The organism is Sutterella seckii (assembly GCF_009183815.1).
Lineage (GTDB): Bacteria > Pseudomonadota > Gammaproteobacteria > Burkholderiales > Burkholderiaceae_F > Sutterella > Sutterella seckii.
In genome coordinates this window covers 25,971-52,583 of the sequence record NZ_WEHX01000007.1, presented here as the reverse complement: position 1 = coordinate 52,583, position 26,613 = coordinate 25,971, and the positions used below count along the sequence as shown (strand labels likewise).

General features: G+C 60.0%; 29 protein-coding genes, 1 tRNA gene and 2 pseudogenes. 20 read left to right on the top strand and 12 right to left on the bottom strand.

Translation table 11 applies throughout. The features are described 5' to 3' along the window. Positions 1 to 161: 161 nt before the first annotated feature. Positions 162 to 2,435 (top strand): patatin-like phospholipase family protein, encoded by a 2,274-nt coding sequence (locus tag GBM95_RS02725; protein ID WP_152157673.1) that lies wholly within the window; start codon positions 162 to 164, stop codon positions 2,433 to 2,435. Positions 2,436 to 2,442: 7 nt separating this feature from the next. Here the strand turns inward: GBM95_RS02725 and GBM95_RS02720 are convergent, their stop codons facing one another. The 3 genes and pseudogenes from GBM95_RS02720 to GBM95_RS13130 all read right to left on the bottom strand — a co-directional run. Then, positions 2,443 to 2,739 (bottom strand): helix-turn-helix domain-containing protein, encoded by a 297-nt coding sequence (locus GBM95_RS02720; protein WP_152157672.1) that lies wholly within the window; start codon positions 2,737 to 2,739, stop codon positions 2,443 to 2,445. A 72-nt stretch (positions 2,740 to 2,811) separates the two neighbouring features. Further along, positions 2,812 to 3,000 (bottom strand): annotated as a pseudogene (locus GBM95_RS13135) (AraC family transcriptional regulator N-terminal domain-containing protein); the annotation flags it as partial. 38 nt (positions 3,001 to 3,038) lie between these two features. Then, a pseudogene (locus tag GBM95_RS13130) lies at positions 3,039 to 3,227 on the bottom strand (hypothetical protein); the annotation flags it as partial. A 232-nt stretch (positions 3,228 to 3,459) separates the two neighbouring features. Between GBM95_RS13130 and GBM95_RS02710 the strand changes: the two are divergent. From GBM95_RS02710 to GBM95_RS02690, 5 genes are all read left to right on the top strand, one after another. After that, positions 3,460 to 3,966, top strand: coding sequence for a (R)-mandelonitrile lyase (locus tag GBM95_RS02710; RefSeq protein ID WP_152157670.1), 507 nt, complete (start codon positions 3,460 to 3,462; stop codon positions 3,964 to 3,966). Then, positions 3,963 to 4,721 (top strand): carboxymuconolactone decarboxylase family protein, encoded by a 759-nt coding sequence (locus tag GBM95_RS02705; RefSeq protein ID WP_226963124.1) that lies wholly within the window; start codon positions 3,963 to 3,965, stop codon positions 4,719 to 4,721. Before GBM95_RS02710 ends, GBM95_RS02705 begins: the two co-directional genes overlap by 4 nt. Before the next feature lie 2 nt (positions 4,722 to 4,723). Next, positions 4,724 to 5,215, top strand: coding sequence for a cytochrome P460 family protein (locus GBM95_RS02700; RefSeq protein WP_152157669.1), 492 nt, complete (start codon positions 4,724 to 4,726; stop codon positions 5,213 to 5,215). 25 nt (positions 5,216 to 5,240) lie between these two features. Then, positions 5,241 to 6,287, top strand: coding sequence for an alpha/beta hydrolase (locus GBM95_RS02695; protein ID WP_152157668.1), 1,047 nt, complete (start codon positions 5,241 to 5,243; stop codon positions 6,285 to 6,287). A gap of 157 nt (positions 6,288 to 6,444) precedes the next feature. Further along, positions 6,445 to 6,792, top strand: coding sequence for a cyclophilin-like fold protein (locus GBM95_RS02690; RefSeq protein ID WP_193222548.1), 348 nt, complete (start codon positions 6,445 to 6,447; stop codon positions 6,790 to 6,792). A gap of 69 nt (positions 6,793 to 6,861) precedes the next feature. On the opposite strand, the gene GBM95_RS02685 is transcribed toward GBM95_RS02690, so the two are convergent. From GBM95_RS02685 to GBM95_RS02675, 3 genes are read right to left on the bottom strand one after another with little or no spacing between them, the layout of a single operon-like run. Next, positions 6,862 to 7,332 (bottom strand): DUF2721 domain-containing protein, encoded by a 471-nt coding sequence (locus GBM95_RS02685; protein ID WP_139688185.1) that lies wholly within the window; start codon positions 7,330 to 7,332, stop codon positions 6,862 to 6,864. A 12-nt stretch (positions 7,333 to 7,344) separates the two neighbouring features. Continuing rightward, entirely contained in the window at positions 7,345 to 7,800 is a 456-nt protein-coding gene (locus tag GBM95_RS02680) for a DUF2721 domain-containing protein (protein WP_152157666.1), read from the bottom strand. Positions 7,801 to 7,814: 14 nt separating this feature from the next. After that, positions 7,815 to 8,318: a YbaK/prolyl-tRNA synthetase associated domain-containing protein gene (locus GBM95_RS02675; protein WP_139688183.1), complete on the bottom strand. Its 504-nt coding sequence runs from the start codon at positions 8,316 to 8,318 to the stop codon at positions 7,815 to 7,817. A gap of 160 nt (positions 8,319 to 8,478) precedes the next feature. Here GBM95_RS02675 and ruvX point away from each other — a divergent pair, with 160 nt between their 5' ends. Together ruvX and GBM95_RS02665 are read left to right on the top strand one after the other, a co-directional pair. Next, on the top strand, positions 8,479 to 8,898 hold the full coding sequence (ruvX, locus tag GBM95_RS02670; protein WP_152157665.1) for a Holliday junction resolvase RuvX: 420 nt from the start codon (positions 8,479 to 8,481) through the stop codon (positions 8,896 to 8,898). 3 nt (positions 8,899 to 8,901) lie between these two features. Continuing rightward, positions 8,902 to 9,744 (top strand): lysophospholipid acyltransferase family protein, encoded by an 843-nt coding sequence (locus GBM95_RS02665; RefSeq protein ID WP_152157664.1) that lies wholly within the window; start codon positions 8,902 to 8,904, stop codon positions 9,742 to 9,744. Between the two features lie 61 nt (positions 9,745 to 9,805). On the opposite strand, the gene GBM95_RS02660 is transcribed toward GBM95_RS02665, so the two are convergent. After that, a complete protein-coding gene (locus tag GBM95_RS02660; RefSeq protein WP_152157663.1) occupies positions 9,806 to 10,627 on the bottom strand; it encodes a symmetrical bis(5'-nucleosyl)-tetraphosphatase in 822 nt (273 codons plus the stop codon). Between the two features lie 143 nt (positions 10,628 to 10,770). Here GBM95_RS02660 and galU point away from each other — a divergent pair, with 143 nt between their 5' ends. Continuing rightward, on the top strand, positions 10,771 to 11,610 hold the full coding sequence (gene galU, locus GBM95_RS02655; RefSeq protein WP_139688179.1) for a UTP--glucose-1-phosphate uridylyltransferase GalU: 840 nt from the start codon (positions 10,771 to 10,773) through the stop codon (positions 11,608 to 11,610). 85 nt (positions 11,611 to 11,695) lie between these two features. Here the strand turns inward: galU and GBM95_RS02650 are convergent, their stop codons facing one another. The 5 genes from GBM95_RS02650 to rfaE1 form a co-directional block, all read right to left on the bottom strand. Continuing rightward, positions 11,696 to 12,190: an adenylyltransferase/cytidyltransferase family protein gene (locus GBM95_RS02650; protein WP_152157662.1), complete on the bottom strand. Its 495-nt coding sequence runs from the start codon at positions 12,188 to 12,190 to the stop codon at positions 11,696 to 11,698. After that, positions 12,187 to 12,423 (bottom strand): HAD family hydrolase, encoded by a 237-nt coding sequence (locus GBM95_RS12525; protein WP_264298065.1) that lies wholly within the window; start codon positions 12,421 to 12,423, stop codon positions 12,187 to 12,189. The genes GBM95_RS02650 and GBM95_RS12525 overlap by 4 nt, the downstream gene beginning before the upstream one ends. Further along, positions 12,420 to 12,758, bottom strand: coding sequence for an HAD-IIIA family hydrolase (locus GBM95_RS12520; protein ID WP_226963123.1), 339 nt, complete (start codon positions 12,756 to 12,758; stop codon positions 12,420 to 12,422). Before GBM95_RS12520 ends, GBM95_RS12525 begins: the two co-directional genes overlap by 4 nt. Continuing rightward, positions 12,758 to 13,759: an ADP-glyceromanno-heptose 6-epimerase gene (gene rfaD, locus GBM95_RS02640; RefSeq protein ID WP_139688176.1), complete on the bottom strand. Its 1,002-nt coding sequence runs from the start codon at positions 13,757 to 13,759 to the stop codon at positions 12,758 to 12,760. Before rfaD ends, GBM95_RS12520 begins: the two co-directional genes overlap by 1 nt. A gap of 66 nt (positions 13,760 to 13,825) precedes the next feature. Beyond that, positions 13,826 to 14,749, bottom strand: coding sequence for a D-glycero-beta-D-manno-heptose-7-phosphate kinase (gene rfaE1 / locus GBM95_RS02635; RefSeq protein ID WP_152157661.1), 924 nt, complete (start codon positions 14,747 to 14,749; stop codon positions 13,826 to 13,828). Positions 14,750 to 14,962: 213 nt separating this feature from the next. Here rfaE1 and GBM95_RS02630 point away from each other — a divergent pair, with 213 nt between their 5' ends. From GBM95_RS02630 to lnt, 11 genes are all read left to right on the top strand, one after another. Further along, positions 14,963 to 16,345 carry a phosphomannomutase/phosphoglucomutase gene (locus tag GBM95_RS02630; RefSeq protein ID WP_152157660.1) on the top strand — a complete coding sequence of 461 codons (1,383 nt, stop codon included), beginning with the start codon at positions 14,963 to 14,965 and terminating at the stop codon, positions 16,343 to 16,345. Between the two features lie 12 nt (positions 16,346 to 16,357). Continuing rightward, positions 16,358 to 17,833, top strand: a complete 1,476-nt coding sequence (locus GBM95_RS02625) for a glucose-6-phosphate isomerase (protein WP_152157659.1) — start codon at positions 16,358 to 16,360, stop codon at positions 17,831 to 17,833. Beyond that, a complete protein-coding gene (gene waaC / locus GBM95_RS02620) occupies positions 17,830 to 18,801 on the top strand; it encodes a lipopolysaccharide heptosyltransferase I (protein WP_152157658.1) in 972 nt (323 codons plus the stop codon). The genes GBM95_RS02625 and waaC overlap by 4 nt, the downstream gene beginning before the upstream one ends. 14 nt (positions 18,802 to 18,815) lie before the next feature. Beyond that, positions 18,816 to 20,129 carry a 3-deoxy-D-manno-octulosonic acid transferase gene (locus GBM95_RS02615; protein ID WP_152157657.1) on the top strand — a complete coding sequence of 438 codons (1,314 nt, stop codon included), beginning with the start codon at positions 18,816 to 18,818 and terminating at the stop codon, positions 20,127 to 20,129. Next, positions 20,090 to 20,923, top strand: a complete 834-nt coding sequence (gene thiD, locus GBM95_RS02610) for a bifunctional hydroxymethylpyrimidine kinase/phosphomethylpyrimidine kinase (protein ID WP_152157656.1) — start codon at positions 20,090 to 20,092, stop codon at positions 20,921 to 20,923. The genes GBM95_RS02615 and thiD overlap by 40 nt, the downstream gene beginning before the upstream one ends. A 69-nt stretch (positions 20,924 to 20,992) precedes the next feature. After that, positions 20,993 to 21,069, top strand: a tRNA-Met gene (locus tag GBM95_RS02605). 73 nt (positions 21,070 to 21,142) lie between these two features. Continuing rightward, a complete protein-coding gene (gene miaB, locus GBM95_RS02600) occupies positions 21,143 to 22,468 on the top strand; it encodes a tRNA (N6-isopentenyl adenosine(37)-C2)-methylthiotransferase MiaB (protein ID WP_152157655.1) in 1,326 nt (441 codons plus the stop codon). Positions 22,469 to 22,517: 49 nt separating this feature from the next. Next, positions 22,518 to 23,567 carry a PhoH family protein gene (locus GBM95_RS02595; protein WP_193222549.1) on the top strand — a complete coding sequence of 350 codons (1,050 nt, stop codon included), beginning with the start codon at positions 22,518 to 22,520 and terminating at the stop codon, positions 23,565 to 23,567. Positions 23,568 to 23,569: 2 nt separating this feature from the next. Next, positions 23,570 to 24,022, top strand: a complete 453-nt coding sequence (ybeY, locus tag GBM95_RS02590; protein ID WP_193222547.1) for an rRNA maturation RNase YbeY — start codon at positions 23,570 to 23,572, stop codon at positions 24,020 to 24,022. A gap of 47 nt (positions 24,023 to 24,069) precedes the next feature. Further along, the gene (locus GBM95_RS02585; protein WP_152157652.1) at positions 24,070 to 24,906 is read left to right on the top strand and encodes an HlyC/CorC family transporter; all 837 of its coding nucleotides are present in this window, start codon (positions 24,070 to 24,072) and stop codon (positions 24,904 to 24,906) included. A gap of 13 nt (positions 24,907 to 24,919) precedes the next feature. Beyond that, positions 24,920 to 26,461, top strand: coding sequence for an apolipoprotein N-acyltransferase (gene lnt / locus GBM95_RS02580; protein WP_193222546.1), 1,542 nt, complete (start codon positions 24,920 to 24,922; stop codon positions 26,459 to 26,461). Positions 26,462 to 26,613 lie beyond the last annotated feature (152 nt).

Here is a 26,613-nt window from a genome sequence, read left to right as displayed (position 1 = left end):
ATGCTCGCTGAGGTCGTGTAAATCCCGGAGACATCCGGGTTGTGACCGAAGAAGCGAGAAGCCTCGCCCAATTCGAAGAATTGGACGGGGAGTAGTCACTAGCGAATTTTGTCCCGGACCGGGTGCAGTGATCAAGCACCGCAAAAGGAGTCGAGAGAGCCATGCCGAAAAGAAGAACCTCAGTTGCTCTTGCCGCGCTTGCGCTCTTCGGGCTCTGTGTTTTCGCAGAGGGAACGGCCATTGCAAAAACGCCTGATGAGGTGCGGGCGGCGTGCCGTGCTGAAGGCCGGCCCTGCGTGGGACTGGTGCTTTCAGGGGGCGGCGCCCGTGGGTTTGCGCATGTGGGCGTGATACGCGTGCTCGAGGAGCTCGGCGTCAAGATTGACGTGATTGCCGGTACATCCATGGGTTCCATGGTCGGAGGCGCCTATGCTGCGGGCTTCACGCTTCCTGAGCTCGAGGATGCGGTCCTCGGCGTGGATTGGGACCGCATGCTCGGTCCCCGGCCGGACAGGCAGCTCGTCAACTGGCGCAGAAAGCTTGACGACTATAAGAGCCTTCCTTCGAGCGGACTTGAAATGTCGCGCGAGGGGACGCCGATGCTGCCGGCCGCTTTTGTTCCGTCCGAAGAACTCGAACTTTTCCTTGCACGAAAAACTTCGGCTTTCGACATGGTTCGGGACCTCTCGAGACTTCCGATTCCCTTTGCTGCGCCCGCAACCAATCTGGTGACGGGCTATCGCGTCGTCATGCAGAAGGACTGCACGCTGAGGGAGGCCATGCGCGCTTCCATGTCCATTCCGGGCGCCTTTGCGCCTTCGCAATATAAGGGAGAGCTTCTGGTTGACGGCGGCCTGGTTGACAACCTACCCGTAGCGCTTGCGCGCGAAATGGGGGCGGATGTGGTGATCGCCGTGAATGTCGGCACGCCGCTCTCAGACAAGGAGAAGCTCACGAACGTGGTCGGCGTGATGGCGCAGATGGTGAATCTCCTGACGGAACAGAATGTGAGAAAGTCGTTGAGCGAACTCTCTCCCGGGGATATTTTGATTACGCCCGACCTTACGGAATATTCCTCTGCCGACCTCAAGAAAAGCGCAGAAATCATTGCCCGCGGCGAAGAGGCAGGACGGAAGGCCGCAGAGCGGCTCAAGGGCCTGGCCCGGCCGAAGACCGAGTGGACCGCGTGGAATAAGGCTCGTACGGAACTTTTTGATCCGCCCGAAAAGAAGAAGACCCGGGTGTATGAAGTGCTCGTCGCTGAGGATAAAAATTCCCGCATTCCTCCCGAGAGGACGATTGAACGTGCGGCCATCCGGCCGGGCAGCGTGCGAACGCGCAGCGAACTCGATGCCGCGGCGCGCTCTGTATTTGCGGACGGGTATTTTGAGAGCGTGACCTATCGACTGGATCCGGGACCTGACGGGACTTCAGTCGTGGTGCTCGAGCCCCGAGAAAAAGATTCCGTCTGGTCGAGCGTGCGTTTCGGCGGGTCCCTTGAAACCGATTTCGACAAGGTGAGTTCCTTCAATTTCCTCTTTGCGCATTCCTGGCATCTCCTCAACAGCTGGGGCGCGGAATGGCGTAATGAAATTCAGATCGGCGAGCGCCAGCGCTTTCTCTCTGAGTTCTATCAGCCGCTCGGAACCACACTGCCGCTTTTCATTCAGCCGAGCATTTCCTTTGAACGTCAGTCCTACGATATCTACGGCACGGAAGGCAGGCAGGCGATTGCGCGCTGGCGCGCGACGCAGTTCGACAGTCAGGTCCTTTTCGGCTGGGAAATGGCGAGACTGGGGTATGCCGGCATTTCCGCAGGCTGGATTTCCATGCGGGCCAAGCCGGAGATCGGCCGTGATCCGCCGCCTCAGGAGCGATACGATGCCCCCTATGTCGGCGCGCATCTTTTCCTCGATACGCTCGACAACGTGAGCTTCCCGACCAAGGGATACCGCCTGACGGCTGAGGGGCGCACGAGTGACGAAAATATCGACGGCCGCGGCGGCACGCATGTCTTTGAAGTGAACGTGCTCGTTCCCTGGAGCCGGGAAAAGTGGACGGCGCTTCTCGAGGCTGAAATCGGGCGCTCGACCGTTGCCGGAACATTTCAGCTCGGCGGCGCAAGCCGCATGGTGGGCTCGCCCTACGGACGCTGGTCCGGGTCTCGTCTGGAATACGCGCGCTTCGCACTTGCGAGAAACATTTCGGAATTCATGCCGCTTCAGGCTCCCGTCTGGGCCGGCATGCAGGCGGAATTCGGGCGTGCCTGGAACAGCGTGATGGGCGACGATCTGACGAGCGGCGGGCGCGATTGGCAGAAGTCGGTTTCGGCCTACGTCGGCATCGACAGCCTGATCGGGCCGGTGATGCTGACGGTCGGCCGAACCATGGGGGAAGGTACCGGGATTTACTTCCTCTGGGGATATAGAGAATAGGTGCGCATCAGGCGGCGAATCCCGCACGCGCATCGTCCCGGGGCGACAGACCGAAGAATTTGCGGTAGTCGTTCGTGAACTGCGAGCTGCTCGCGTACCCAACCTCGAATGCCGCGCCCGAAACGGTTTTTCGGCCGCTTCGCAGGATATTTCTGCCTTCATAGAGGCGCAGGATTTTTTGGTACTTGATGGGGGAGAAGCCCGTCATGTTCTTGAAGTGCCGATGGAGCGACGGTTCGGAGAGGCCAATATTCCCGACGATGTCCGCGACCGAAATGGGCTCGCGGAATTTTTCCTTGATCATTGAAACCGCCGCTGCAATCTGATGTGAGTGCGTTCCGTAGGAACAGACGCTGCGAATCCAGGCGCCCTGAGGTCCGAGGAGAAAGCGCGCGTGCAGCTCGCGAATGAGGATCGGGGCAAGAAGGGAAATTTTCCCGGGAGCATCAGAGAGCTCAAGAAGGCGCAGGAAGTTCTGCGCAATGTCCTCCTCGCAGCGCGTGACGAAAAAAGGCTGTCCTGTCGGGTCATCCGGAGCCTGGGCAGAAACGGCTTTTCGATGGATGCCTCTTCAATCGTCGTGAAGGAAGGAAAGTCGATGCATGTAACAACAACATCGCCCGGACCGTAGACATGTTCAATGTTGCCGACGCGCGTGCGTTTGCGCCCCTGGAAAATGAGCGCGGCATAGGGCTTCTGAAAAGAACGCTTTTCTCCGCGTTCCGTGCGTTTGACGACATTGAATCCTGCAATGCCTGTGGGGTTGAAGCCGATGGAGCCGGCATGCTGCATTGCCAGGTGTGCGAGGGTTTCGCGAGTGGAATCAAGAATGAACGGCATAGAGCATTTTGGAAAAGGATTTCATGATTCCTGAATGATAGTTTGAGATATTAAAAAATTTTGTCTCTGAGAGTTTTTAGCAGATATTTGAGATTTTGACTGCCGGTTGCCTGAAGCCTGATTTCTAAACAGCATCTCATCGCGAACGAAGAGCGATACCGTGAAACTTCTGAGGATGAGAGCAATGCACAAATGGATCCAAATGGCGGCAGCCGTCGGCGTCGCAGGCATCATGGGAGCCGTCGGTTCAGCTGCGGCGGCGGAACTGAGTCACACCATCGTTCATCCGGGGAACCTTCCTTCCAATGTGGGGGCGCATACGACCTTCACGGGGCAGGTGCGTCATGACAGCATCAGCCGTGCCGATGCGGATAGTCCCTACAGCGTTTCCATCGTTACGTTTGAACTGGGCGCCAGAACTTTCTGGCACACCCATCCGGCCGGACAACGACTGTTCATTCTGACGGGCGAAGGACTTATCGGGACACCGGACGGAAGGATCGAACGCGTGCATCCGGGGGACATCGTCTGGTGCCCGCCGGGACTCAAGCATTGGCATGGCGCGACGCCGAAGACTGCAATGAGTCATATGGCCTTCACCAACATGAAGGACGGCCGGAACGTCACGTGGATGGAAGAAGTCTCCGCGGACGACTATCACTTTCCTGAAGCAGGGGAGCAAGCCAAATGACAATGCTCGCAAGGATGACGAAGTCGGTTTTCATGAGCGCGCTCGGACTGGCAGCTTTAGCTGGCGGCGAAGCGTCGGCTTCCGATGGAGCGCTGAGTCCTGCGGATCAGGCAGTTGTTGCCATCGCAGCGCATACGGCGGATGGAAATCTCTCTGCGCTGAAGGCTGACCTGAACGATGGGCTTGAAGCCGGTCTGACGGTCAATGAAATCAAAGAGGTCCTCGTTCAGCTCTATGCCTATGCGGGTTTTCCGCGGAGCCTCAATGGCATTCATACCTTTATGGGCGTCATGGATGAGCGTCAGGCTGCCGGAAAGTCGGACCCTGTCGGACGAGAGCCTTCGCCGGTACCGGCAGACCTTGACCGCGATCGGTACGGCGCCGAGATGCGCGCAAAGCTCGGCGGGCGCGCCGTCATCCCGCCGCCATCGGGATACCAGCTTTTTGCGCCGGCGATCGACGCCTTCCTCAAGGAACACCTCTTCTGCGACATCTTTATTCGCGACAACCTCGCTCATACGCGCCGTGAACTTGCCGCCGTCGGGGCACTCGCCGGCATGACGGGGACTGCAGGACAGATGGTTTTCCATATGAATGCAGCCATGAATACGGGTGTTTCGGCTTCGGAAATGAAAAGCCTCGTGCAGGTGATCAGGACTGAATGCGGCAGCGATCGTGCGGATGCCGCCGAGGCGGTTCTTGAGCGCGTTCTGCGGGATCGTGAACAGAAAGCAAAAGCATCATCCGGGAGCTGAAGATGATTTTTAAAAGTTTTTTTGCAGCCGCGCTGATTGCTGGCGCACTTCTTTCTCAATCGGGTGCTGCTTCTGCAGATCCTCGCGTGGCGCTTCCCGAGGAATGGTCCGACTGGGTGCTCTATCGCACCTCAGACCGCGGGAGCGTGATTGAGGACATGTATGCGCCCAAAGACGTCATGGCGGCGATGAAGACGGCGGAAAGCTTTCCCTATGGAACGCGGCTGCTCCTCGTCGAATACCACTCTCGTTCCGGAGAGCGTGCCGGCGTTCGGCGCTACATCGTCATGCAGAAGGAAAAAGGCTGGGGCGCCATTTATCCAGAAAGCCTGCGCAACGGGGAATGGGAGTACCAGGCCTATCACGGAGATCGCAGAGCCTTTACGGAGAGCGAGGATCCGGTAAGCCGGTGTCTCTCATGCCACCAGAGTGCGGCTTCGAGCGACTACGTGTATTCCGCAGAGGATCTGAAGGCCGCTGCGCGCAGAAATTGATTTCTAAAGAAAGGGAGACTCCATCATGAAGACAAACATCAATCGCCGCAGCGCCCTCAAAACGGTTGCCGTGCTGGGCGCGGCTTTGACTCAGGGGCTGGGTGCGGCCGCTGCGGCGCCGGCTCCGGCGGCGTCCGCAAAGCCGGCAGGACAAAACTGGTACAAGAGCAGCTCCGTCACGTCGGAACTTGTGCGCTTCAAAAACATCTACGGCTTCGAACTCGTCGGGAACCTTTATGCACCGGAAGGCCTGAATCGCTCGCAAAAGCATGCGGCTCTGGTCATCAGTCATCCTTTCGGTGCTGTCCGCCAACAGGCGGCGCTTCTTTACGCACAGAAGCTCGCTGAAGCCGGATTCGTGACGCTCGCGTTCGACCAGTCCTATTGGGGAGAGAGCGGCGGAACGCCGAGAGGCTCCATCCTGCCTGATGTCTATACGGAGAATTTTTCTGCCGCGGTCGACTATGTCGGCACGCTTCCCTATGTGGATCGGCTGCGTATCGGAGCGCTCGGCATTTGCGCGAGCGGCGGTTTCGCACTGGCTGCCGCCAAGATCGATACGCGAATCCGCGCAGTTGCGACCGTGAGCATGTACGACATGGGCGAATACTTCCGCACGGGGATCAATGGTGATCGCGCGAAGTCGCTTCGGGCCGCCGATCTTGACAAAGCCGCCGCCTCCCGCTGGCAGACGGTGGATTCAGGCGAGCCCGTTTATGGCCCCGGTCAGAATGACCCGGTCTTTGCTGAAGCCGCGGAATCCAATGATTTCTACCGTACGTCGCGTGGGCTTTATGAACCGAACGATCGCCGCAATACGCCGGCCACCTATGTGAAGTTCATGAATTTCTACCCGCTCAATGACCTGGATGTCATTTCGCCGCGTCCCATCCTTTTCATCGTGGGAGCGGATGCGCCGTCGCGCTGCTATACGGATGAAGCCTATAAGAGAGCGGCTGAGCCGAAGGAGCGCTTCGTGGTGCCGGGCGCCAACCGTACGGATCTTTATGATCGTGCCGGCATGATTCCGTGGGAAAAGCTTTCAGACTTTTTCCGTACGAATCTGGCGTGAGGTATCCGGCAATTGAAGTCGGGCGTTCAAGGCTCCCCGGGTCGGGGAGCCTGAACGCAACCCGGAAGGGAGTGTCATGCAGCGAAGGAATTTGCTGGCGTTTGCCATGACGAGCATGCTGATTCATCAGGGCGCGGACGCCGCGGAGACAAACATAATGAAGATTCAGATGGAAGCCCGGGGACGGAGCTGGACGATTGCCCTCGAAGAGAATGAGACGGCCCGCGCGCTTTATTCGAAGCTGCCGCTCATGCTTGATTTGCAGGATCTCTACGGTCGGGAGCTCTGCCATCGCTTTCGCGAGGCGCTGCCGGCCCGGGAAGTCGAGATGCGCGGCTACGAGGTGGGCGAGGTCGTTTATTGGCCGCCGAGGCACAGTTTCGTGATTCTTTATCGGCAGAACGGCGAAGCATTCGACATGCAGTCGATCGGCAGAGTCGAGAGCGGGATTGACGAACTCGCTGCCCTGGGTGATGCGACGGTCCGCCTCTCGCAGGCAAAGTAGTCAGGCTGACATGAAAAAAGCCGGAGTCTCCCGTGTAGGAGGTTCCGGCTTTCGTCAATCGGCTGCCCGTCAGAGCGCTTCAGACTTTCCGCCTCCCGGCGGGATGTTCTTGACGGCAAGATTGAGCGCCTTGAGCGAGATGCTGATTTCGCTTGAGAAAAGGAGCGCCGAAAGCACGATGAGGAGCGTTGCGGCTACAAGAATCACGCTCTCGAGCACCATGAGATTGATGCCGAGGAAGCGGCTCCCGACGCTGACGGCGACGAGGAGCGCTGAAAGGAGTGCGGAGAGCGCAACGGAGAGCATGCCGCGGCGCAGGAGCGACGCACGCATGTAGAGAAGGTCGATTTCCTCGTCGATGATGGGAAGCAGCGCTTGAGAGGCGTCTTCGTGGCGCTTCTTCATCAGCTGACGGATTCGGTTCGTCGCATGGTTGTAGCGGTTCGTCATGCAGATCATGAGCAGGCCCACGCCGGAAATGAGCGTAATGGGGCCGAGCGCTAAAGCAAGCGACTGATTAAATTCGGTGATGTTGATCATTTCAAGTCTCCGTTAGTCCATGGGCAACGGGGACTTGCCCGGAAGGTGCTCGATGGCCATGCGAAGCGCATGCAGGGAGACGCGGACCTCAAGGCTGAAGTAGGCGGTCGATGCGACGATGAGCGCGAGCGCGGACCCGAGCCAGATCGAGGAGGCGAAGACAAAGTTGAGATCCGAGAGGTGCGCGAAGACGTTCGTTGCGACGAGAAGACCCGAGCAGACGTCCGAGAGCACCAGACAGAGCATCGCGCGGCGCAGATATTTGGCGCGGCGGAAGATCAGGTGGATCTCGCGGTCGATGTCGGGTTCGTTCTCATAGTCGCCGACCTCGCGGCGGGCGAGAAGCTGTCGAATACGGTCCGTCGTGTGGTTGTAGCGGGCAACCATGCAGAGCAGCATCAGGCCGACGCCCGAAATGAGCGTAATGGGCGTGAGCGAATTGGCAAGCATGCCGGAGAAGAAGTCCATTGCCGTGCTCCAGGTCAGGCTGCGGCCGGAGCTTCCCGGAGGAAGTCGGCAGTCTTCGGGTTCACGATGCGCTTGAAGTCTTCGGTCGAAATGATGATCGAGACGTCGCGTCCGCCCGCATTGAAGGCGAGTTCGTCGTAGCGCGTGAAGAGCGTCGGATCACAGATGAGCTCCAGATCCGGGTGAAAGCTTACGGGAGGAACCGCGCCGAAGATGCAGCCGGTAAGCTCCATCACTTCCTCGGGAGAAGCGAGCGAAGCACGACGGCCGCCGACGGCGGCGGCGAGCTTCGAGAGGTCTGCCTGCATGTCTGCCGGAAGAACCCCGAGGACATGCTTTTTGACGCCATTGCCCTTGACGGTGCAGCAGAGGGCTTTGGCGCCCTGACCGAGTTCGGTGCCGCGGATTTCAGCAACAGACTGGCTGGACTGTCCGGCCTGGGGGTGATGGACGACGCGGAAGCGCGCGCCGCCTTCAGTGAAGAGCGTCGTAAGGCGCTCGAGAACGTGGTCGATCATGATGAGAGCGAGAGGCTTGGGTCAGAAAGCGTTTTTCTTATGTGCCGCGCTTAGAATACGCCGGTTCAGGCGGAGAACGATTTTGCTGCGGCTTTTTCGTAAAGAAAACCCGCAAGTGTACGCCTGCAACGGATTTTTTTCTTCTTCAAGGATGCTTTTGATGGACATTCCGCAGGGCGTGGTTCTAGCGTTCGACTTCGGTCTCGCCCGCACGGGCGTGGCGGTCGGCAATACCCTTACGGGTACGGCGAGAGCGCTTGCAATCATTGATTCGCCGACAAATGACGCGCGCTGGCAGGGTATTGCGCCTCTCATTGAGGAGTGGCAGCCGGCGTTCCTCGTGGTCGGCGTGCCGCGCATGGGCGACGGAACGCCGTCAACCCTTACGGCGCGCTGCGAGCGCTTCGCACGGCAGCTGGGCGGCCGCTACCGCAAAAAGGTCTTCACCGTCGACGAAAGGTTTTCTTCCGTTGAAGTTGCCTGCGGCCGCGATCGCATCGACGATAAGGCGGCGGCCGTCATCCTTGAGCAATTTTTCCGCGAGGCCGGTACGGCTTCAGATTATTCCAGCTTAGAGTGAACCATGCGATACGTTGTCGGTTCCGTCAGACTCGTCGGACTCTTTTTCCTGACGATCTTCATTTTCTTTGTGGCTATCGGCATCCTTCCGGTGCTTCAGGTCCGCTCGCGGGCAAAGGTTATTAAAACCCTTGCCCCCGTCATTCTCTGGGTGCTCGGGATGAAGGTCCTCGTCAAGGGGCAAATTCCGAATGCCGCGGCTGCCCGCGGCCTGCGCGAGGACGGCCCCGGGTATCTCGTGAGCGCGAATCATATTTCCTTCATGGACATCTTCCTCATGGATTCCATTCTGCCGGTGCGGTTCATCGCCAAGAAGGAAATCGGAAGCTGGCCTGTGTTCGGGCCGATCACAACCCATGTCGGCACGATTTATATCGACCGCTCGAGAAAGCGTGCCGTGCTTGAAGTCGCGGAAGCCATGGCGGCTGCCCTGAAGGAAGGCACCAACGTGCTCTTCTTCCCCGAAGGCACGACAGGACCGGGCGACAGGCTTCTTCCCTTTTATGCCAATCTTTTTGCGGCGGCGGAGCCTGCCGGTGCGGAACTCCTCCCGGTCACGATCCGCTATACGCTCGACGGGAAGACGTCGCTCATTCCCGCATATGCGAATCTGCCCCTCTGGACGGTGCTGAAGCAGATTGTCTTTACGCCGGGGCTCGTCGCAGAAGTCACCATTCTCAACCCGATTGCGACCACGGGACGCGACCGCCGCGAGCTCGCTCTCGAAGCTTCCCGCGTCATGTCGGGCGCGCTCGGGTGGCCCGACGCCACCGCTGAAAAGGAAAAGGCGCGCGAAGAGAAGCTTCGCCAGGCGGGCGTGCATCACGCTGATGCCGTCCGGGCATAAGCGGTAGAGAAGAAAAAGAGAAAAGGCAGGATCCGAAAAATCCTGCCTTCTTTAGTGAGCTTCAGGAATACGCCTTCGGGTCCGCCCAGCAGGGGCACTTTTCCGTAAAGATCCTGCGGTCGCGGATTCTCAGCGCCGTGAGCTCGCCGCCCCAGAGGCATCCCGTGTCGATTGCCATCAGATCCGGACGGTTGATGAGGCCGAGCGTTGACCAGTGCCCGAAGCAGACGGGCGTGCCCGCCGTCTTTCGCAGCGGATAGTCGAACCAGGGCATCAGGTTGGCCGGCGCCTTCCCGGTGCCTTCCTTTTGATCAAAGTCGAGTTCGCCGGTTTCGCGGTCGACGAAACGGATCCGGGTGAAGCCGTTGAGAATTGCGCGCATGCGCGCTTCGCCCCTGAGATCAGGATCCCATTGCGTGCCGCCGTACATGCCGGCAAGGGACTCCTTCCAGTGACGGCCGGCAAGGTGTTTTTCTGCTTCCCGCGCGAGCATTCTTGCGGTCGGCAGATCCCAGGCGGGATTGATGCCCGCATGAACGAAAGTGATGCCGTCCCGCTCAACCATGAGCGGCCGGGCGCGCAGCCAGTCAATGAGCTCCTCGCGGTCGGGAGCCGACAGAATGTCGGAGATGGTGTCGCGGCGATGAACGCTGCCGGCGCCGGCGGCAACGGCGAGAAGATGAAGGTCGTGGTTTCCGAGAAGCGTGTCGGCCCGGTGCCCGAGATTCTTCACGAAGCGCAGTGTTTCAAGGGATTCCGGGCCGCGGTTCACAATGTCGCCGAGAAAAAGAAGTTCAGCGTCTTCTGGGATCTGCTCGAGCAGCCCTTTCAAACTTTCGAGACATCCCTGAAGATCTCCGATCGCGAAAAGTTCGCGCGCCATGCGAAATATCCTCCGTTTCTTGCTCAGTTGCGTCAATGCGCGCTAAGCTCCTGCGCGCATCTCTCGTGCGCAGGCATTCTAAAGCGGCATCTGCCTGGAGGATGTCCTGTCTCCGTTCCGCGATATTCAAGGTTTGAGTTCATATGAAGCCCGTCCGTAAAGTAGTCTTCCCCGTTAATGGTCTCGGCACCCGCTTCCTTCCGGCCACCAAGGCGATGCCGAAGGAAATGCTCCCGGTCGTCGACAAGCCCCTCATTCAGTACGCGCTTGAAGAGGCTGCCGCCGCCGGCGTGACGGAAATGATCTTTGTCACCGGCCGCCACAAGCGTGCCATTGAAGATCATTTCGACCGCTATCCGGAACTTGAGCGCGAGCTTGAGATGAAGGGCAAGGAAGAGCTCCTCGAAATCGTCCGCGGCATTGTTCCGCCGGGCGTGCGCTGCATCTACATTCGTCAGCCGGTTCCGCTCGGGCTCGGCCATGCCGTGCTTTGCGCGCAGCCCGTGGTGGAGGATTCTCCCTTCGCCGTGATCCTTGCGGACGATCTGATCGACGGCAAGGTTTCGACGACGCTGCAGCTGATCCGCGCCCGCGAGGAGCAGGGCGGCGGCTCGGTCGTTGCTGTTCAGGACGTGGCGCCTGAAGAAACGAAGAAGTACGGCATTGTGAGCGTTGACGACCAGACGCAGAACACGTCGCGTCTGCGCGGCATCGTTGAAAAGCCTGATCCGAGCGTCGCGCCGTCGCGCCTCGCCGTGATCGGCCGCTATGTGTTTGAACCCGAAATCTTCGATCATCTCGCGAAGATTGCTCCGGGCGTGGGCGGTGAAATTCAGTTGACCGACGGCATTGCCTCGATGCTCAACGAGTCGCCTGCTTTTGCGCACCGCTTTGAAGGCACGCGCTTTGACTGCGGCAGCAAGCAGGGGTTCCTTGACGCCACGATTCACTTCGCCCGCAAGCGCGGCTTCCGCATCGGCTGATCACGCTTCAAGCTGAATCCATGAAAAACGGCCTGTCGGAGAATGTCCTGCAGGCCGTTGGCGTTTCTGGAGAATCGAGACGCTTTTATTGGGCTCTCACTTTTTTGAGGAGCGCCGTCGTCGAGCGCTGGTGCTCAAACGTAATCGTGATGCACTTTCCGCCCCAGGTGGCGGCAAGTCTGGCTTCGGGGAGATCTTCGGGCTCGTAGTCGCCGCCTTTGACGTAGATGTCTGGACGTGCGAGCTCAAGGGGCCTTAACGGCACTTTTTCCGGGAAAATCACGACCAGGTCGACGGATTCAAGCGCCGCGACGACCGCTGCGCGATCGGCTTCAGTATTGATCGGACGGTCGTCGCCCTTGCCGAGCATTTTGACGGAGGCGTCGCTGTTGATGGCGAGAACAAGGCTTGCGCCCAGAGCTCTCGCCTGCGCGAGATAGGTGACGTGTCCGCGGTGAAGGATGTCGAAGACGCCGTTTGTGAAAACGAGGGGTTTGGGGAGCTTCGCCGCACGAAGGGGAAGCTCCTCCATCGTGCAGATCTTTTGCTCAAATGAAGGCGGCGGGCAGCGCAGGCTCATTGTGCTTTTCCCATGAAGTCAGCCATCCAGCCGGAGCGGACGGCAGAGAGGAGATCCCGGGCAGCATGCGTGGCATCGGCCGAGGGTTCCGGCAGAGATTTTCCGTCAGTGCCGAGAAGCACGCGTTCGGGAAGTCCGGCAAGCCTCCCGGCGGTACAGTCGCCCGGCTTGTCTCCAAACATGATGGAGCGGCTGAGGTCGATCTGCAGCGCCTCGGCAGCGGCAAGAATCATGCCCGGTTTGGGCTTTCTGCAGCTGCAGTCGATGCGCCAGGGCGGAAGCGCCTTTTCCGGATGATGCGGGCAGAAGCGAACGTCGGCGATGGGAGCGCCGCGCGGGCGAATTCGCTCTTCATCCAGTCGGTGAGCTTCTGAAAGTCCTCAGTGCTGTAGTAGCCCCGTCCAATGCCGGATTGGTTCGTGACGACAACAAGGAGAAAGCCAGCATCGTAGAGGATCCGGGCGGCCTCAAGGACCCCCGGAATCCATTCGAAATGCTCCCGGTCGTGTACATAGGCGTGATCAATGTTGATCACGCCGTCGCGGTCGAGAAAAGCTGCGCGCGTCATCAGGCAACGGTCGGATACTCTTTGAGGAGCACCTTCATGTAGTCGGACGTGCCTTCCTCGACGGAGCGGAACTCCACGTCGCAGCCCGCAGCGCGAAGCTTCTCAAGATTCGCCTGCGTGTAGGCCTGATATTTGCCCTTGAGCGCTTCCGGGAAAGGAATGTACTCAATTTCGCCTGCGCCCACGGCCTCTTCCAGCGTGTAGGCGGGAAGCCCCTCGCTTTCGCGAATGGTATTGACGACGGAGAGCGAAACGGCGTTGAAGGGCTGAGCGCGGCCGGTGCCGCAATTGAAGACGCCCGAAACCGGACGATCGAGGAAATGCATGAGGACCTTGCAGACGTCCTCAACGTAGACGAAGTCGCGCTCCTGCGCGCCGTTGGCGTAGCCGAGGCAGCCTTCGAAAAGCTTCACCTTATGGTCGCGCCGGTACTGGAAGTACTGATGGAAGGCGACGGACGCCATGCGGCCCTTGTGCTGCTCATGGGGGCCGTAGACATTGAAGTACTTGAGGCCGATCACGGGCGCGCGGAGGTATCCGAGCTCGCGGCGCAGCACCTGGTCGAAGAGGTACTTGGAGTAGCCGTAGACATTCAAGGGGCCTTCATAACGGACGTCCTCGATGAATTCGGTGTGCGCGCCGTAGGTGGCGGCCGAAGAGGCATAGATGAAGGGGATCCGCAGCTCCTGAGCCCAGCGGTAGAGCTCCAGCGTGTAGCGGTAGTTGTTCTCCATCATGTACTTGCCGTCAAGCTCCATCGTGTCCGAGCAGGCGCCCTGATGGAAGATGGCTTCCGGCTTCGGAGCCGTGCCGGCGCGAACGCGCGCGATGAAGTCGCGCTTGTCGAAGTAGTCCGAAATCGCGCATTTCGTGAGATTGACGAACTTCTCGCTCTTCTCAAGATTGTCGACGGCGATGATGTCGGTAACGCCGCGCTTATTGAGCGCGATCACATTGTTGCAGCCGATGAAGCCGGCTGCGCCCGTAACGAGAATGCTCATTCAGATTCCTAAACGGAAAGGAAAAAAGAAGACCAGAAAAAGGCGTCATTCGCGGCCGTCCGGGGCTCACGCGAAGAGCTCCTCATAGGATACTGCAACGGTGCCGAGTTTCCCGACAACGATGCCGCCGGCGCGGTTGGCAATCCGTACCGCATCCTCAATCGGCATGCCGGTTGCGAGCATTGCGGCAAGAATGGCGATCACAGTGTCGCCCGCGCCTGAAACGTCGAAGACTTCGCGCGCCTGAGCGGGCACGTTGAGTTCGCCCTCAGGCCCGAAAAGCGTCATGCCTTCTTCAGAGCGCGTGAGAAGAAGGTAGGAGAGGTTGAGCTCGCGGCGCAGGTTCTGCGCGCGCTCGATGAGCGCCGCTTCCGACGACCAGCTTCCGACGACCTGGCGCAGCTCCGCGCGGTTCGGCGTAATGACGGTGGCGCCGCGGTAGCGGCTGTAGTCGTCGCCCTTGGGGTCGACGAGAATCGGAAGGTTCTTCGCGCGGGCGCTTTCAATCATGTCGGCGATGTGCGAAAGGCCGCCCTTGCCGTAGTCGGAAAGAACGAGCGCATTGGTTTCCGAGAGAAGTTCGTTGAAAAGTCCCAGGTGGCGCTTCAGAACTTCTTCAGCCGGAAAGGCTTCGAAGTCGCAGCGCACGAGCTGCTGCTGACGGGCGACAACGCGAAGCTTGACTGTAGTATTAAGCGCCGGATCGAATTCAATCCGGGGCGTAATGCCTTCCTCAATGAGGAGCTTTTCGATCGTGTGGCCAGCTTCGTCGCTTCCGAGAACGGAAAGGAGCGTGGAGGAGGCGCCCACGGAGGCAATATTGCGCGCAACGTTGGCTGCGCCCCCGAGACGTTCCTCAGTGCGCGTCACGCGCACGACGGGAACAGGAGCTTCCGGGGAGATGCGTTCGGCGTCTCCGAACCAGTAGCGGTCGAGCATGGCGTCGCCCGCAACCAGAACGCGGGCTTTTTTGAGCTGAGCTTTATCCATTGGTGGCACTTCAGGATCAGATGGAGAGGGAAGCCTCTCTGAAATCAATTTCTCCGGATTGTAAATGGGCCTTTCAGCCCGCGCGAGATCAGCAATTCCTGCTCTGCCGCCCGGCTAAAATTAAAGGCTTACTTCAGAAGCGGTACGGGGTTCTTCAAAAGTGATGGGCTTCGCGTGCGCTTCAATTCGGTTTCTGTCCGGAGATATAGAGAGATGCAGCTTGATTCTTCCATTTTCAAGGCGTACGACATTCGCGGCATAGTCGACAAGACCCTTACAGAAGAGGCTGTCCGTGCTGTCGGCCGGGTGCTCGGCACTCTGGCAGTGGAAGCAGGAGCCCCCTCATTCTGCGTGGCCCGCGACGGGCGCGTTTCCGGCGAGCGGCTGCTCAATGCCCTGATTGACGGCATCGCCTCAACGGGCATCAAGGTGCTCAATGCCGGCGCGGTGCCGACGCCCGTTCTTTATTACGCAACGAAGCATTTTGGAAACGGTACCGGCGTTGCGGTGACGGGGTCCCATAACCCTCCGGAATGGAACGGCCTCAAGATGATGGTTGCGGGGGTTACGCTCTTTGCCGAAAAGATCCAGGACATTCGACGCCGCGCTGAGGCAGGCGACTGGATCACGGCGGAAAAGCCCGGCGAAGTTGAAGTCATCGATGCGGTCGACCCGTACATTGAAAAAGCGCTCTCCGGGATCAGGATTGAGCGCCGCCTGAAGGTCGTGGCGGATGCCGGAAACGGCATCGGCGGCCCCACCATGCTGGCGCTCTTCTCGCGCGTTGATGTTGATCTGATCCCGCTCTATTGCGATCCGGACGGCACCTTCCCCAATCATCATCCCGATCCTTCGAAGCCGAAGAACCTTTCGGACCTTATTGCCCGCGTGAAGGAAACGGGGGCGGATTACGGATTTGCGCTTGACGGCGACGGCGACCGCCTGGGCGTCGTCACCAATACGGGCGACGTCATTTTCCCCGACCGCCTCATGATGCTTTTCGCCGCCGACATTCTTTCCCGTCATCCGGGAGAACCCATCGTCTACGACGTTAAATGTTCGAGAAAGCTCGTGGACTGGGTCGCCCAAAAGGGCGGCATTCCGACCATCAGCCCGACGGGGCATTCGCTCGTGAAGGCGAAGCTGCGCGAAACGAAGGCTCCCTTTGCGGGCGAAATGTCCGGGCATCTCTTCTTTAACGACGAACGCTGGACGGGATTTGACGACGGCATCTATGCGGCTCTGAGGCTCCTCGAGATTCTGTCCCGCTCTGAGAATCCGTCTGAAACGCTCAGAAGCCTTCCCAATGCCGTCAATACGCCGGAACTTCAGATTCCCATGGAGGAAGGGGCGCCCAGGCGCTTTATTGAGCGCTTCAGCGCCGGATGCAGGTTTGATGACGCAGAACACGTGATTACGGTCGACGGCGTTCGAGTTGAGTGGAAGGACGGCTTTGCGCTGGCGCGCTCGTCCAATACGACGCCCGTCGTGGTGCTTCGCTTTGAGGGGGATACCCCGGAAGCGCTGGCGCGCATCGAAAAGCGCTTTACGGAAGAAATGAAGCGCATTGACCCTTCGATCAACATTCCTCACTGAAGGATGCATCCGATGAGTTCCGCTTCCAGCAAAAAGAATCAGGCTTCCCAGCCCCAGAGCGTCCCCTTTCTTCGCGACAGCGCTCCTGAGCGCACGGCAATCCGCGCCTGCGGCATCAAGCTTGACATTTCCCGGCAGCGCATTTCCGCTGCGGACTTCGAGGGCTTACTGAAATTTGTTGAAAAGAAGGGGCTTCTGGAGGCCCATCGGGCGATGGTCCAGGGGGCGACCGTTAATCAGGGCGAGCATCGCCAGGCGCTCCATACGTCGCTGCGCGCGTTTTCTGCCGAAGCTCCGCGTTACGATGAGGTGCTCGCGGAAAGAAAGCGACTCTTCGATTTCGCCCAGCGCGTGCGCGACGGGCGCTGGCGCGGCTGCCGCGGCGACCGCATTACCGATGTGATCAATATCGGGATCGGCGGCTCCGAAATGGGGCCGCGCGCGGTCTGGCATGCGCTCAGAACGGCGAACCCGGATCTCAGGCTCCATTTCCTTGCTTCCGTCGACGGCGTGCTTCTTGAACGCATTCTCTCCGTCTGCAATCCCCGGTCGACGCTTGTCGTCGTCTCTTCAAAGAGCTTTACGACCCGCGAAACGCAGGTGAATGCAACTGCTGTCGACCAATGGCTGCTCGATAACGGCATCGTGGGTGCTGACAGAAGCCGCCACATGGTGGTGGTTTCCGCCAACCCTGAAGCCGCCGACATCATGTGTCTGCCTCCCGAAAACCGCTTCCGTCTCTGGAATTGGGTAGGCGGCCGCTTCTCAGTCTGGAGCTCGATCGGCTTGCCCGTTGTCCTTGCCCTGGGAACGGAGGCTTTTACTGAATTCCTGATGGGCGCCAATGAAATGGATCGCCATTCCGTATCTGCCGCTGAAGGCGAAAACATTCCGGTGCTTCTCGCCATGATGGAGTACTGGAACGCAACGAAGATGGGCATCACGTCCCATTGCCTTCTGCCCTATGACGAAAGACTTCGGGTCATCGTGCCCTGGCTGCAGCAGCTCGAGATGGAGTCGCTCGGCAAAACGCACGGACCTGACGGGCATCCCGTTGAAGGCAACACCGGGCTCGAAGTCTGGGGCGCTAACGGCAATGAAGGACAGCACAGCTTCTACCAGTGGCTTCGGGACGGCACCGGAAGGACCAGCATTGATCTCGTCTGGAGCGAAATGCCCGGCCACCGTTATGCCGAGCACTACCGCGTGCTCCTCGCGAATGCCCGTGCGCAGGCTGAAGCGCTCGTCATGCGCGGGCCTGAAAGCCCCTTCTTCAACGCCGTATCGACGATCGTGCTCGACGCCGTGACGCCAAGGCGTCTGGGGGCCCTGATGGCTATGTACGAACACAAGACCACGATGCTGGGCCACCTCTTCGGACTCAATCCCTTCGATCAACCGGGCGTGGAGCTCGGCAAGCGGCTTTCGAGAAGCGCGGAGAGAGGACTTGATCCGAAGAAGGCTCTCGCCGAGGCGAGCGCGTCATGACGGGAGCGAGGCGCATCCTCATCATCAAGTCTTCATCGATGGGAGACATCATTCATGCGCTTCCCGTAGCGCATGACATCCGGAAAGCGCTCCCCGACGCACGGATCGACTGGGTGGCGGAGGAGAGCTTCCGGGACATCCCGCGCCTTGCGCCTGCGGTTGAATCCGTGCGCGTCACGGCTTTCCGCCGCTGGCGAAAGTCTCTTTTGAGCAGGGAGACGCGCGCGGAAATTGCATCGCTGAAAAAAGAGCTGGCAACAGAAGAGTACGACTGCGTTCTGGATATCCAGGGACTCATGCGCTCCGCGCTCGTCGCCCGCTGGACCGGCGTGCCGTCCACCGGGTACACGTGGGGAACCATCCGGGAGCCACTTGCGTCTCTCGCATATGCGCATAAGCTTGATCTCCCTGAGTCGCTCGGCGCTGTCAAGCGCTATCGCCTTGCGGCAGCGCAGACCCTCGGCTACGAAATTGATCCGGAACATCCGCATTTCGGCCTTCTTGCCAGGGGGGAGCCTTCTGTCAGGACCGATGCAAAGACCGTTTCCTTTGCGGTGAATACGAGCCGCGATGAAAAGCTCTGGCCGGATGATTCCTGGATGGAGCTCGGCCGCAGGTTTGTGGCTGAGGGCCTTACGCCCGTCATCTACTGGGGCGGCGCGAAGGAAGAAATCCGCGCAAAGCGCGTGGCGGCCGGAATTCCCGGTGCCATCGTGGCGCCGCGCGCCCGGCTGTCTCAGGTTGCCGTGAGCCTTGCGCAGGCCGAACTGATGGTTGGCGTCGATACGGGGCTCGCGCATCTTGCCGCAGCGCTCGGATGCCCGAGCGTCGGAATATTTGTGGCGACGCCTACGGAAACGCTGCGCCTCATTGGGGACGGCCCCTGCGAGAGCCTGGGCGGCACCAATCAGATGCCGACGGTCGACGAAGTGTTTGAAGCCGCCCGTCGCGTTCGTGCTGAAAAATAAAGAACTGCAGAATTATGAAAATCACCCCCGGGCTTTACCGCGCCATTACAACCGTGGCGCTCCCTCTGGCAAGTCTCTACCTCATGTGGCGCTCGCGCCGGCAGCCGGCTTACCGGGACTATTGGGACGAACGCTTTGCCTGGGGGACATACCCCTTGAGAACGCAGCGGCCCCGCGTCTGGATCCATGCGGTGAGCGTCGGGGAAACCAATGCGGCGAAGCCCCTTCTTGAGGCGATGCTTTCCGCCTGGCCCGAGTGCGACGTGATCCTGACGCACATGACGCCCACCGGGCGCGAAGCCGGAAAGAAGCTCGTGCGCATGGCGCCCGAGCGCATTCATCAGTGCTATCTCCCCTATGACGCGCCTTATGCGGTTGAGAAATTTGCGCGACAAACGCGGCCGACGCTCGGAGTCATCATGGAAACGGAGGTCTGGCCCAATCTCATGAGCGAAATGAAGCGCCGTCAGATTCCGGTGGTGCTTGCCAATGCCCGCGAGAGCGAAAAGTCCCGAGCGCAGGCGGCGCGCTTTATGGACATCATGGCTCCCGCTTTCAGTTCTTTCTCTGCCGTGCTCGCGCAGAGCGACGAGGATAAGGAAAGACTCGAGAGCCTCGGCGCCGTCGACGTGCAGGTAACGGGAAGCGTTAAATTCGATATCCGTCCGGACCTCTCGCAGGTGGCTACCGCCAAGGCGCTTGCCGTTAAACTCACGCGCCCGGTGGTCCTGATTGCGTCGACCCGCGACGGCGAGGAGGCCATGTTTGCTCACGCCTTTAAGACGCACGCCGGCCTTCTGCGCAAAGCCCATGTCGTTATCGTTCCCCGTCACCCGGAACGCTTTGACCAGGTTGAGGCGCTCCTGCAGGAATCCGGACTCAAGGTCGTGCGGCGTTCCCGTCTGGCGGCGCCCGAGGAGCTTTCGGAGGGCACGGACGTCATCCTCGGCGACAGCATGGGCGAAATGAGCTTTTACTGCGCGCTTGCGAGCGTCACCATCATGGGCGGATCCTTTGCGCCCTGCGGTTCGCAGAATGTGATTGAACCCGCAATGGCCGGCTCTCCGGTGGTGGTTGGTCCTTCGACCTTCAACTTTGAGCGCATCATCCGCGAAGGCATTGCCGCCGGCGGCATGGTGCAGGTAAAGGATGCCGCAGAAGCGCTGGATGTCGTGGAAAAGTGGCTGGCAGATCCGGGCGAAAGGGATCGAGCCGGGGCTGCGGCGGCAGATTTTGCCCGGCGCTGCGCCGGCGCAACCGGCCGCATGATGGCTGTACTGGAGAAGTTATGGACGTACGCGCGCAAAAACGAATCCCGAATGTACTGACGATCGCCGGCATTGATCCTTCAGGCGGAGCCGGACTGCTCGCCGACGTGAAGGCGATGAGTGCGCTGGGCGCCTATGCCGCGGGGGCTCCCGCAGCGCTTACCGCGCAGAATACGCGGGGCGTTACGGGCGTCATGCCGATTCCGGCATCTTTCGTTGAGGCGGAACTCGAGGCGGTGTTTTCCGACCTGCGAATCGACGCCGTCAAGATCGGGATGCTCAACGATGCTGAGGTCATTGAGACGGTTGCTCTCCAGCTCGAAAAATATTCTCCCCGCTGGGTAGTGGTTGATCCCGTTATGGTGGCAAAGAGCGGCGACAGGCTCCTGCGCGAGGATGCGCTCGAGGCGCTTAAGCGCCGCCTGATGCCACTTGCGACTCTTGTGACTCCCAATCTCCCGGAGGCTGCTGAACTTCTCGCCAAAGGCGAGATGACGAGCCGCGACGAAATGTCGGCCGCTGCCAGGGAAATCAGGACTCATCTTCATCCTGAATGGGTGCTCGTGAAGGGCGGTCATCTTTCGGGCAATGACTCTGCGGATTGCCTTTGCGGACCGGAAGGCTTTACGGAATGGTTTTCAGCGGCGAGGACCCATACTAAAAACACGCACGGGACTGGCTGCACGCTGTCGTCCGCTATTGCGGCGCTCCTGCCGCAGACGGAAAGCGTTCCTCTGGCAGTGAAAAAAGCAAAGGAATACCTTTCGGGCGCAATTCAGCATGCCGATGAACTTTCTGTTGGAAGCGGGCACGGACCCACGCATCACTTCTGGCAGCTGTGGCAACAAATGTAATTAGTTGTAACTAATTCATCTCCCAGCCTTGACGTTTTAAAAAGTGATCGGCATAATCACATCCTCTTCGGCGCATTAGCTCAGTCGGTTAGAGCAGAGGAATCATAATCCTTGTGTCCGCGGTTCGAATCCGTGATGCGCCACCAAATTTCGAAGGAAGCCCTGCCAGTGTGCGGGGCTTTTTTCTTATCTGCATATTTCACGCAACGGGTATAAGCCGTGACCGCGAAAAAACTCTATCTCCGCAGCTTCGGCTGCCAAATGAACGACTACGACTCCGGGCGCATTGCTGATCTGCTCGAAGAACGCATGGGCCTTGAAAAGACGGAAAGTCTCGATGAGGCCGACGTCGTCATTCTGAATACATGCTCCATCCGCGAAAAAGCGCAGGAAAAGGTCTTTTCCGACTTAGGCCGCATTCGCGAGGCGAAGAAGTGTCATCCCGGCATGATGATTGCCGTGGGCGGCTGCGTGGCAAGTCAGGAAGGAAGGAAGATTCTTGACCGCGCACCCTGGGTGGACGTCGTCTTCGGACCGCAGACGCTGCACCGCATCCCCGAGCTCCTAGCTGAACGGGAAAAAACCGGCCGCGCGCAGGTCGACGTGAGCTTCCCGGAAATCGAAAAGTTTGATTCGCTGCCCGCTCCGCATGCGAGCGGAGCCGCGGCCTTCGTTTCGATTATGGAAGGATGCTCCAAGTACTGCACTTACTGCGTCGTTCCCTATACGCGAGGCGAAGAAATTTCGCGTCCTCTGGTCGACGTTCTCGTTGAAGTCGCTCAGCTTGCTGACCAGGGCGTGAAGGAAGTGACGCTTCTCGGACAGAACGTGAATGCCTACCGCGGACGGACGCCTGCCGGCGATGAGGCGGACTTTGCGCTCCTTCTCGAATACGTGAGCGAGATTGAGGGGATTGAGCGCATTCGCTATACGACGAGCCATCCGCGCGAATTCACGCAGCGTCTGATTGATGCGTATAAGAAGCTCCCGAAGCTCGTCTCCCACGTGCATCTGCCGGTGCAGTCGGGGTCCGACCGAATCCTTGCCGCCATGAAGCGCGGCTATACGGCGCTTGAATACAAATCGATCATCCGCCGCCTCAAGGCGACGCGTCCCGGAATTTCAATCGCCACCGACATCATCGTCGGGTTCCCCGGCGAAACGGAAGACGACTTCGAGCGCACGATGGATCTCATTGAGGACGTCGGGTTTGATGCAAGCTTCAGCTTTGTCTACAGTCCGCGCCCCGGCACGCCGGCCGCACGGCTTCCCGACGACACGCCCTACAGCGTGAAGCTCGCGCGCCTGCAGCGTCTGCAGAAGCGCATTGATGAGAATGCTTCGGAAATCAGCCGCGGCATGCTCGGTAAAATCGAGCGTGTGCTCGTTCTCGGGCCTGCCAGACGCGGCGAAGGCGAACTGATGGCCCGGACGGACAACAACCGCATCGTAAATTTCCCCGGCCCGGCGTCGCTCATCAATCAGATGGCGAACGTGCGCATCACGGAAGTCTTTCCGCATACGCTCGGCGGCGAACTCGTCTGAGACGCATCTCTAAGGAACTGTCATGTCCGAGGATGGAAAAAAGAAGGCAATGAATGAGGCGCCCGCAAAGGTGGAGCACCTTTCCTTCGTTGCTGCCGACAATGGAGCGGCGCTCGCGCACCTTTGCGGCCCGCTCGATGAAAATCTCCGTCAGATGGAGACGATTCTCAACGTCACGATTTCCCGTCGCGGCGCACAGTTTCGCGTGACGGGCGAGGCGCATGCCGCAAGGCGCGCTCTTCGCGCGCTCGAGGTGCTCCTTGACCGCGTCAACCGCACCGGCAAGGAGCTCACCGTCGACGACGTGCAGTGGCACTTTGTCGGGGGCGACGACGTCTACCGCACCGAGCAGATGGAGTCAGGCGAAATGGGGGCGGGAGAGCCCGTCCTCAAGACGCGCCGGCGCGACCTGCGCGGCCGCACGCCCAATCAGCGCGCGTACCTGAGGGCGATTCTTGAGCACGACATCAGCTTCGGCATCGGGCCGGCAGGCACGGGCAAGACCTATCTTGCCGTAGCGGCTGCGGTCGACGCTTTCGAGCGCGGCACGGTGGAGAGAATCGTGCTCACGCGTCCGGCGGTTGAAGCGGGCGAACGGCTCGGCTTTCTGCCGGGCGACCTTTCTCAGAAGGTCGACCCCTATCTTCGGCCGCTGTACGATGCGCTTTTCGATCTGATGGGGTTCGACAAGGCGCAGCGCCTGATGGAGCGGCAGTCGATTGAGGTCGCGCCGCTTGCCTACATGCGCGGGCGCACGCTCAACAACGCCTTCGTGATTCTTGACGAGGCGCAGAACACGACGGGCGAGCAGATGAAGATGTTCCTCACGCGCATCGGCTTCGGCTCCAAGGCCGTGATCACGGGCGACATCACGCAGATCGACCTTCCGAAAGGCGTTCTTTCCGGCCTCAAGCAGGCGTCGCGCGTGCTCGAAGGCGTGCGCGGCATCAGCTTTACGCACTTCAGGAGCACCGACGTCGTGCGTCATCCGCTCGTTGCCCGCATCGTTGAAGCCTACGACGCTGCCGCTCAGGCAGAGGAAGCGGCGCGAAAGGCCGAGCGCGAGGCGCGCCGGAACGATCATCGCGAGGAGAACTAATCATGGCGCTTACGCTTCACCTCCAGCAGGCGGGACTTTTTGAGCTTCCGCACCGTTCGACCATGGCGCGCTGGATGCGCGCAGCTCTTGAGGGCCACGACGGGGAGTTCACCGTCCGCTTCGTTCTTGAGGACGAAGGGCGCGAGCTCAATCACCAGTACCGCAGGAAGGACTATGCAACGAACGTCCTTACCTTCGACTACACGCGCGAACCCGTCGTGACGGCGGACATCGTGATTTGTCCGGCAGTGCTCGAGCGTCAGGCGAAGGAGCAGGAGAAGCCCTTCCGGGATCATCTTGCCCATCTCCTCGTTCACGGCGTCCTTCATGCCCGCGGCTACGACCATCTCAATGATGAGGAAGCCGAGGAGATGGAATCGAAGGAGACGGAAATTCTCACGGGACTCGGCTTCCCCAATCCGTACAGCGACCGCATCGGCATGGTCCATGACTGAGCCTGCGCCGCGGTATAGTCAAAGTTTCTGAACTTTTATTTTCTTCAATGTCCAGCGAACCAGCCTCAGGCCGCTCGAAGGGCCTCTTAGACCGCATAGCTTCCGCCTTCCGCAACGGGGAATCCGACGAGGGATCCGCGAAGAACGACTTCGCGGAGGCGCTTTCTGAAGCAAGGGCCAACGGCATCATTGCCGCCGACGCATATTCCATGATCGAGGGGGCGCTCAGGGTCCCGGATCTGCGTGCGTCGGATTTGATGATTCCCCGCGCTCAGGTCGATGCCATCGACTTTTCGCAGCCGAGAACCGAATGGGTCCGCATGGTGCTTGAGTCCGGACATTCGCGCTTCCCGGCCGTGGAGGACGACCTCGACAACGTCCTCGGCGTTCTTCACGCGAAGGATCTCCTCAAGCTTCTCATCGATCCCAAGGTCGATCCGAAGACGCTCCTGCGCCCCGCGCGCTTCATCCCGGAAAGCCAGCCCCTCAACGTGCTCCTTCGCGACTTCAAGACGACGCGAAGCCACCTTGCGCTCGTGATCGACGAGTTCGGGAGCATCTCGGGCCTCATTACGATTGAGGACGTTCTTGAGCAGATTGTCGGCGACATTTCGGACGAGTTCGACCACGACGACAGCAAGACGAACATCGTGGCCGACGGCGACCGCTGGCGCGTGAAGGCGCTCACGCCGATCGATCAGTTCAACAATTATTTCGGCTCTCAGCTCGTCGACAACTATTGCGACACGATCGGCGGCCTGGTGACGGACCGCTTCGAACATGTGCCCAAGGTGGGCGAGGTGATCGAGGAAAAAGGCTTCCGCTTCTGCATTGAGGAAGGCGACGAGCGGCAGGTTGAAGTCCTTTCCGTTGAGCGAATCTGAGAAGGAAGGTGCCGTGACGCGCTTCAAATTTCCGGGCGCGCTCGGCGCTGCCTGCCTTTCCCTGACTGCCGGCGTGCTTGCGGTTTCGGCCTATGCACCCTTTCACTACACGTGGCTCGGACTTCCGGCATTTCTGCTCGGCTTTTTCCTGATTGTCAGAGCGGAGTCCTTTAAGCCGGCTTTCCTGCGGGCCTGGCTCTTTGCGCTCGGGCTCTTTGTGCCGGGCCTCTACTGGACAGTGCGCTCGATGAATGAGTTCGGGCGTCTCCCGATGCCGCTCGCGCTATTCGGTCTTATTCTGCTCGCAGCCTTTCTGGCGCTTTTCTGGGGCGCTGCGGCGGGATTTGCTGCCAGGATTTCGAAGACGCTGCTTTCGCGCGCCTTTATGCTCGCCGCCTTCCTTACGCTGGCCGAGTGGCTCCGCGGCGAAGGGCTCGCCGATTTTGCGTGGCTTACGCCCGCGCTGGCGCTCCTCGATACGTCGCTTGAGGGGCTTGCTCCTCTGGGCGGCGCGCATCTCATCAATTTTGCTTTCTTCGCGTCTCTCGCAGCGCTCGTTCTACTCCTTCTCGGAAAATCCAGGGCGCGCTTCTGGCTTCTCTTAATTCCGGTGGTGCTGAAGGGCCTTGGATTCTGGGGCATGACTGAGACCTGGTCGGAACCTGCGGGCCGTGCGGAAGTTCGCCTGATTCAGCCCGGCCTCCCGGTCGTCGACGGCTGGAGCAGGGCCACGGCAGCTGAGCGCCTCGACGCTGTTTCCAGTCTGATGAAGGAACCCTGGCCGGCCGGGGAATCCCCGAGGCTTCTTCTCACGCCCGAAGGCATCCTGACGACGGACATTCTGAGACTGAAGCCCGCTGATCAGGAGGCGCTGGTCCGCTTTGTCGACGCGGCAGGGGGCGTGCCGATGCTCTTCAACGGCTTCAGGCGCGATGAGGCGGGCGGCTGGCGCAATACCTCCTTCTTTGCTGCCGACGGGCGTCTCACGGTGACGGATAAAAGAAAGCTCGTGCCTTTCGGGGAGTTTGTGCCGCCCGGCTTCCGGTGGTTTGTGGATCTGCTCGGCATTCCGCTCACGGATCTGACTCCCGGGAGCATGGATCAGAAGAACATTCTCTTCGGGAAGAACTTCCGTGCGGGCGTTCTCATCTGCTACGAGAACATCGACGGCGAAGTGCTCCGCTCCTTCTGGAAGGATCCGGACGGCGCGCCTCAGCTTCTCCTTGTGACGGCAAATCTCGGCTGGTTCCACCCGATGATGAGCGGGCAGCACCTCGATATGACGCGGCTTCTCGCCCGGGCTTCCGCCCGGCCGGCGGCGAGCGTCAATATGGACGGCTTTTCGGCTTTTGTCGGCCCGGACGGCCGCGTGACGGCGCTTGCCAGGGGCTCAGGGAAGGATGTGCTCACGCGCGAAGTGGAGCTCCGCGAGGGGCCTGCGACGCCCTATATCCGCTTCGGGAATGCCGCCGCGCTGATTCTGTCCGTTCTGTTGGCTTTTGCCGCCTTCTTCGCCGGCCGGAGAGCGCTGAGGTGCGGGTCTCAGGGCGTTTGAAGCAGGAAGCTTTGTCTCCGGGTGCGCGCCCATTCGCAATGAAGCAGTGCCCGGAGAACGCAGAGCCCGCATGTTGCCGGCCTTCATGCGCGGCAGACGCCTGATTGAGGCGAATATAATTATTGCTTTGCCTCGAGTGCCGCCTCCCGCGG

Bases quoted from the DNA above. Each gene is read 5' to 3' on its own strand.
- GBM95_RS02725 (WP_152157673.1), top strand. From the start codon at position 162: ATGCCGAAAAGAAGAACCTCAGTTGCTCTTGCCGCGCTTGCGCTCTTC.
- GBM95_RS02720 (WP_152157672.1), bottom strand. From the start codon at position 2,739: ATGATCAAGGAAAAATTCCGCGAGCCCATTTCGGTCGCGGACATCGTC.
- GBM95_RS02710 (WP_152157670.1), top strand. From the start codon at position 3,460: ATGCACAAATGGATCCAAATGGCGGCAGCCGTCGGCGTCGCAGGCATC.
- GBM95_RS02705 (WP_226963124.1), top strand. From the start codon at position 3,963: ATGACAATGCTCGCAAGGATGACGAAGTCGGTTTTCATGAGCGCGCTC.
- GBM95_RS02700 (WP_152157669.1), top strand. From the start codon at position 4,724: ATGATTTTTAAAAGTTTTTTTGCAGCCGCGCTGATTGCTGGCGCACTT.
- GBM95_RS02695 (WP_152157668.1), top strand. From the start codon at position 5,241: ATGAAGACAAACATCAATCGCCGCAGCGCCCTCAAAACGGTTGCCGTG.
- GBM95_RS02690 (WP_193222548.1), top strand. From the start codon at position 6,445: ATGAAGATTCAGATGGAAGCCCGGGGACGGAGCTGGACGATTGCCCTC.
- GBM95_RS02685 (WP_139688185.1), bottom strand. From the start codon at position 7,332: ATGATCAACATCACCGAATTTAATCAGTCGCTTGCTTTAGCGCTCGGC.
- GBM95_RS02680 (WP_152157666.1), bottom strand. From the start codon at position 7,800: ATGGACTTCTTCTCCGGCATGCTTGCCAATTCGCTCACGCCCATTACG.
- GBM95_RS02675 (WP_139688183.1), bottom strand. From the start codon at position 8,318: ATGATCGACCACGTTCTCGAGCGCCTTACGACGCTCTTCACTGAAGGC.
- ruvX (WP_152157665.1), top strand. From the start codon at position 8,479: ATGGACATTCCGCAGGGCGTGGTTCTAGCGTTCGACTTCGGTCTCGCC.
- GBM95_RS02665 (WP_152157664.1), top strand. From the start codon at position 8,902: ATGCGATACGTTGTCGGTTCCGTCAGACTCGTCGGACTCTTTTTCCTG.
- GBM95_RS02660 (WP_152157663.1), bottom strand. From the start codon at position 10,627: ATGGCGCGCGAACTTTTCGCGATCGGAGATCTTCAGGGATGTCTCGAA.
- galU (WP_139688179.1), top strand. From the start codon at position 10,771: ATGAAGCCCGTCCGTAAAGTAGTCTTCCCCGTTAATGGTCTCGGCACC.
- GBM95_RS02650 (WP_152157662.1), bottom strand. From the start codon at position 12,190: ATGAGCCTGCGCTGCCCGCCGCCTTCATTTGAGCAAAAGATCTGCACG.
- GBM95_RS12525 (WP_264298065.1), bottom strand. From the start codon at position 12,423: ATGATTCTTGCCGCTGCCGAGGCGCTGCAGATCGACCTCAGCCGCTCC.
- GBM95_RS12520 (WP_226963123.1), bottom strand. From the start codon at position 12,758: ATGACGCGCGCAGCTTTTCTCGACCGCGACGGCGTGATCAACATTGAT.
- rfaD (WP_139688176.1), bottom strand. From the start codon at position 13,759: ATGAGCATTCTCGTTACGGGCGCAGCCGGCTTCATCGGCTGCAACAAT.
- rfaE1 (WP_152157661.1), bottom strand. From the start codon at position 14,749: ATGGATAAAGCTCAGCTCAAAAAAGCCCGCGTTCTGGTTGCGGGCGAC.
- GBM95_RS02630 (WP_152157660.1), top strand. From the start codon at position 14,963: ATGCAGCTTGATTCTTCCATTTTCAAGGCGTACGACATTCGCGGCATA.
- GBM95_RS02625 (WP_152157659.1), top strand. From the start codon at position 16,358: ATGAGTTCCGCTTCCAGCAAAAAGAATCAGGCTTCCCAGCCCCAGAGC.
- waaC (WP_152157658.1), top strand. From the start codon at position 17,830: ATGACGGGAGCGAGGCGCATCCTCATCATCAAGTCTTCATCGATGGGA.
- GBM95_RS02615 (WP_152157657.1), top strand. From the start codon at position 18,816: ATGAAAATCACCCCCGGGCTTTACCGCGCCATTACAACCGTGGCGCTC.
- thiD (WP_152157656.1), top strand. From the start codon at position 20,090: ATGGACGTACGCGCGCAAAAACGAATCCCGAATGTACTGACGATCGCC.
- GBM95_RS02595 (WP_193222549.1), top strand. From the start codon at position 22,518: ATGAATGAGGCGCCCGCAAAGGTGGAGCACCTTTCCTTCGTTGCTGCC.
- ybeY (WP_193222547.1), top strand. From the start codon at position 23,570: ATGGCGCTTACGCTTCACCTCCAGCAGGCGGGACTTTTTGAGCTTCCG.
- GBM95_RS02585 (WP_152157652.1), top strand. From the start codon at position 24,070: ATGTCCAGCGAACCAGCCTCAGGCCGCTCGAAGGGCCTCTTAGACCGC.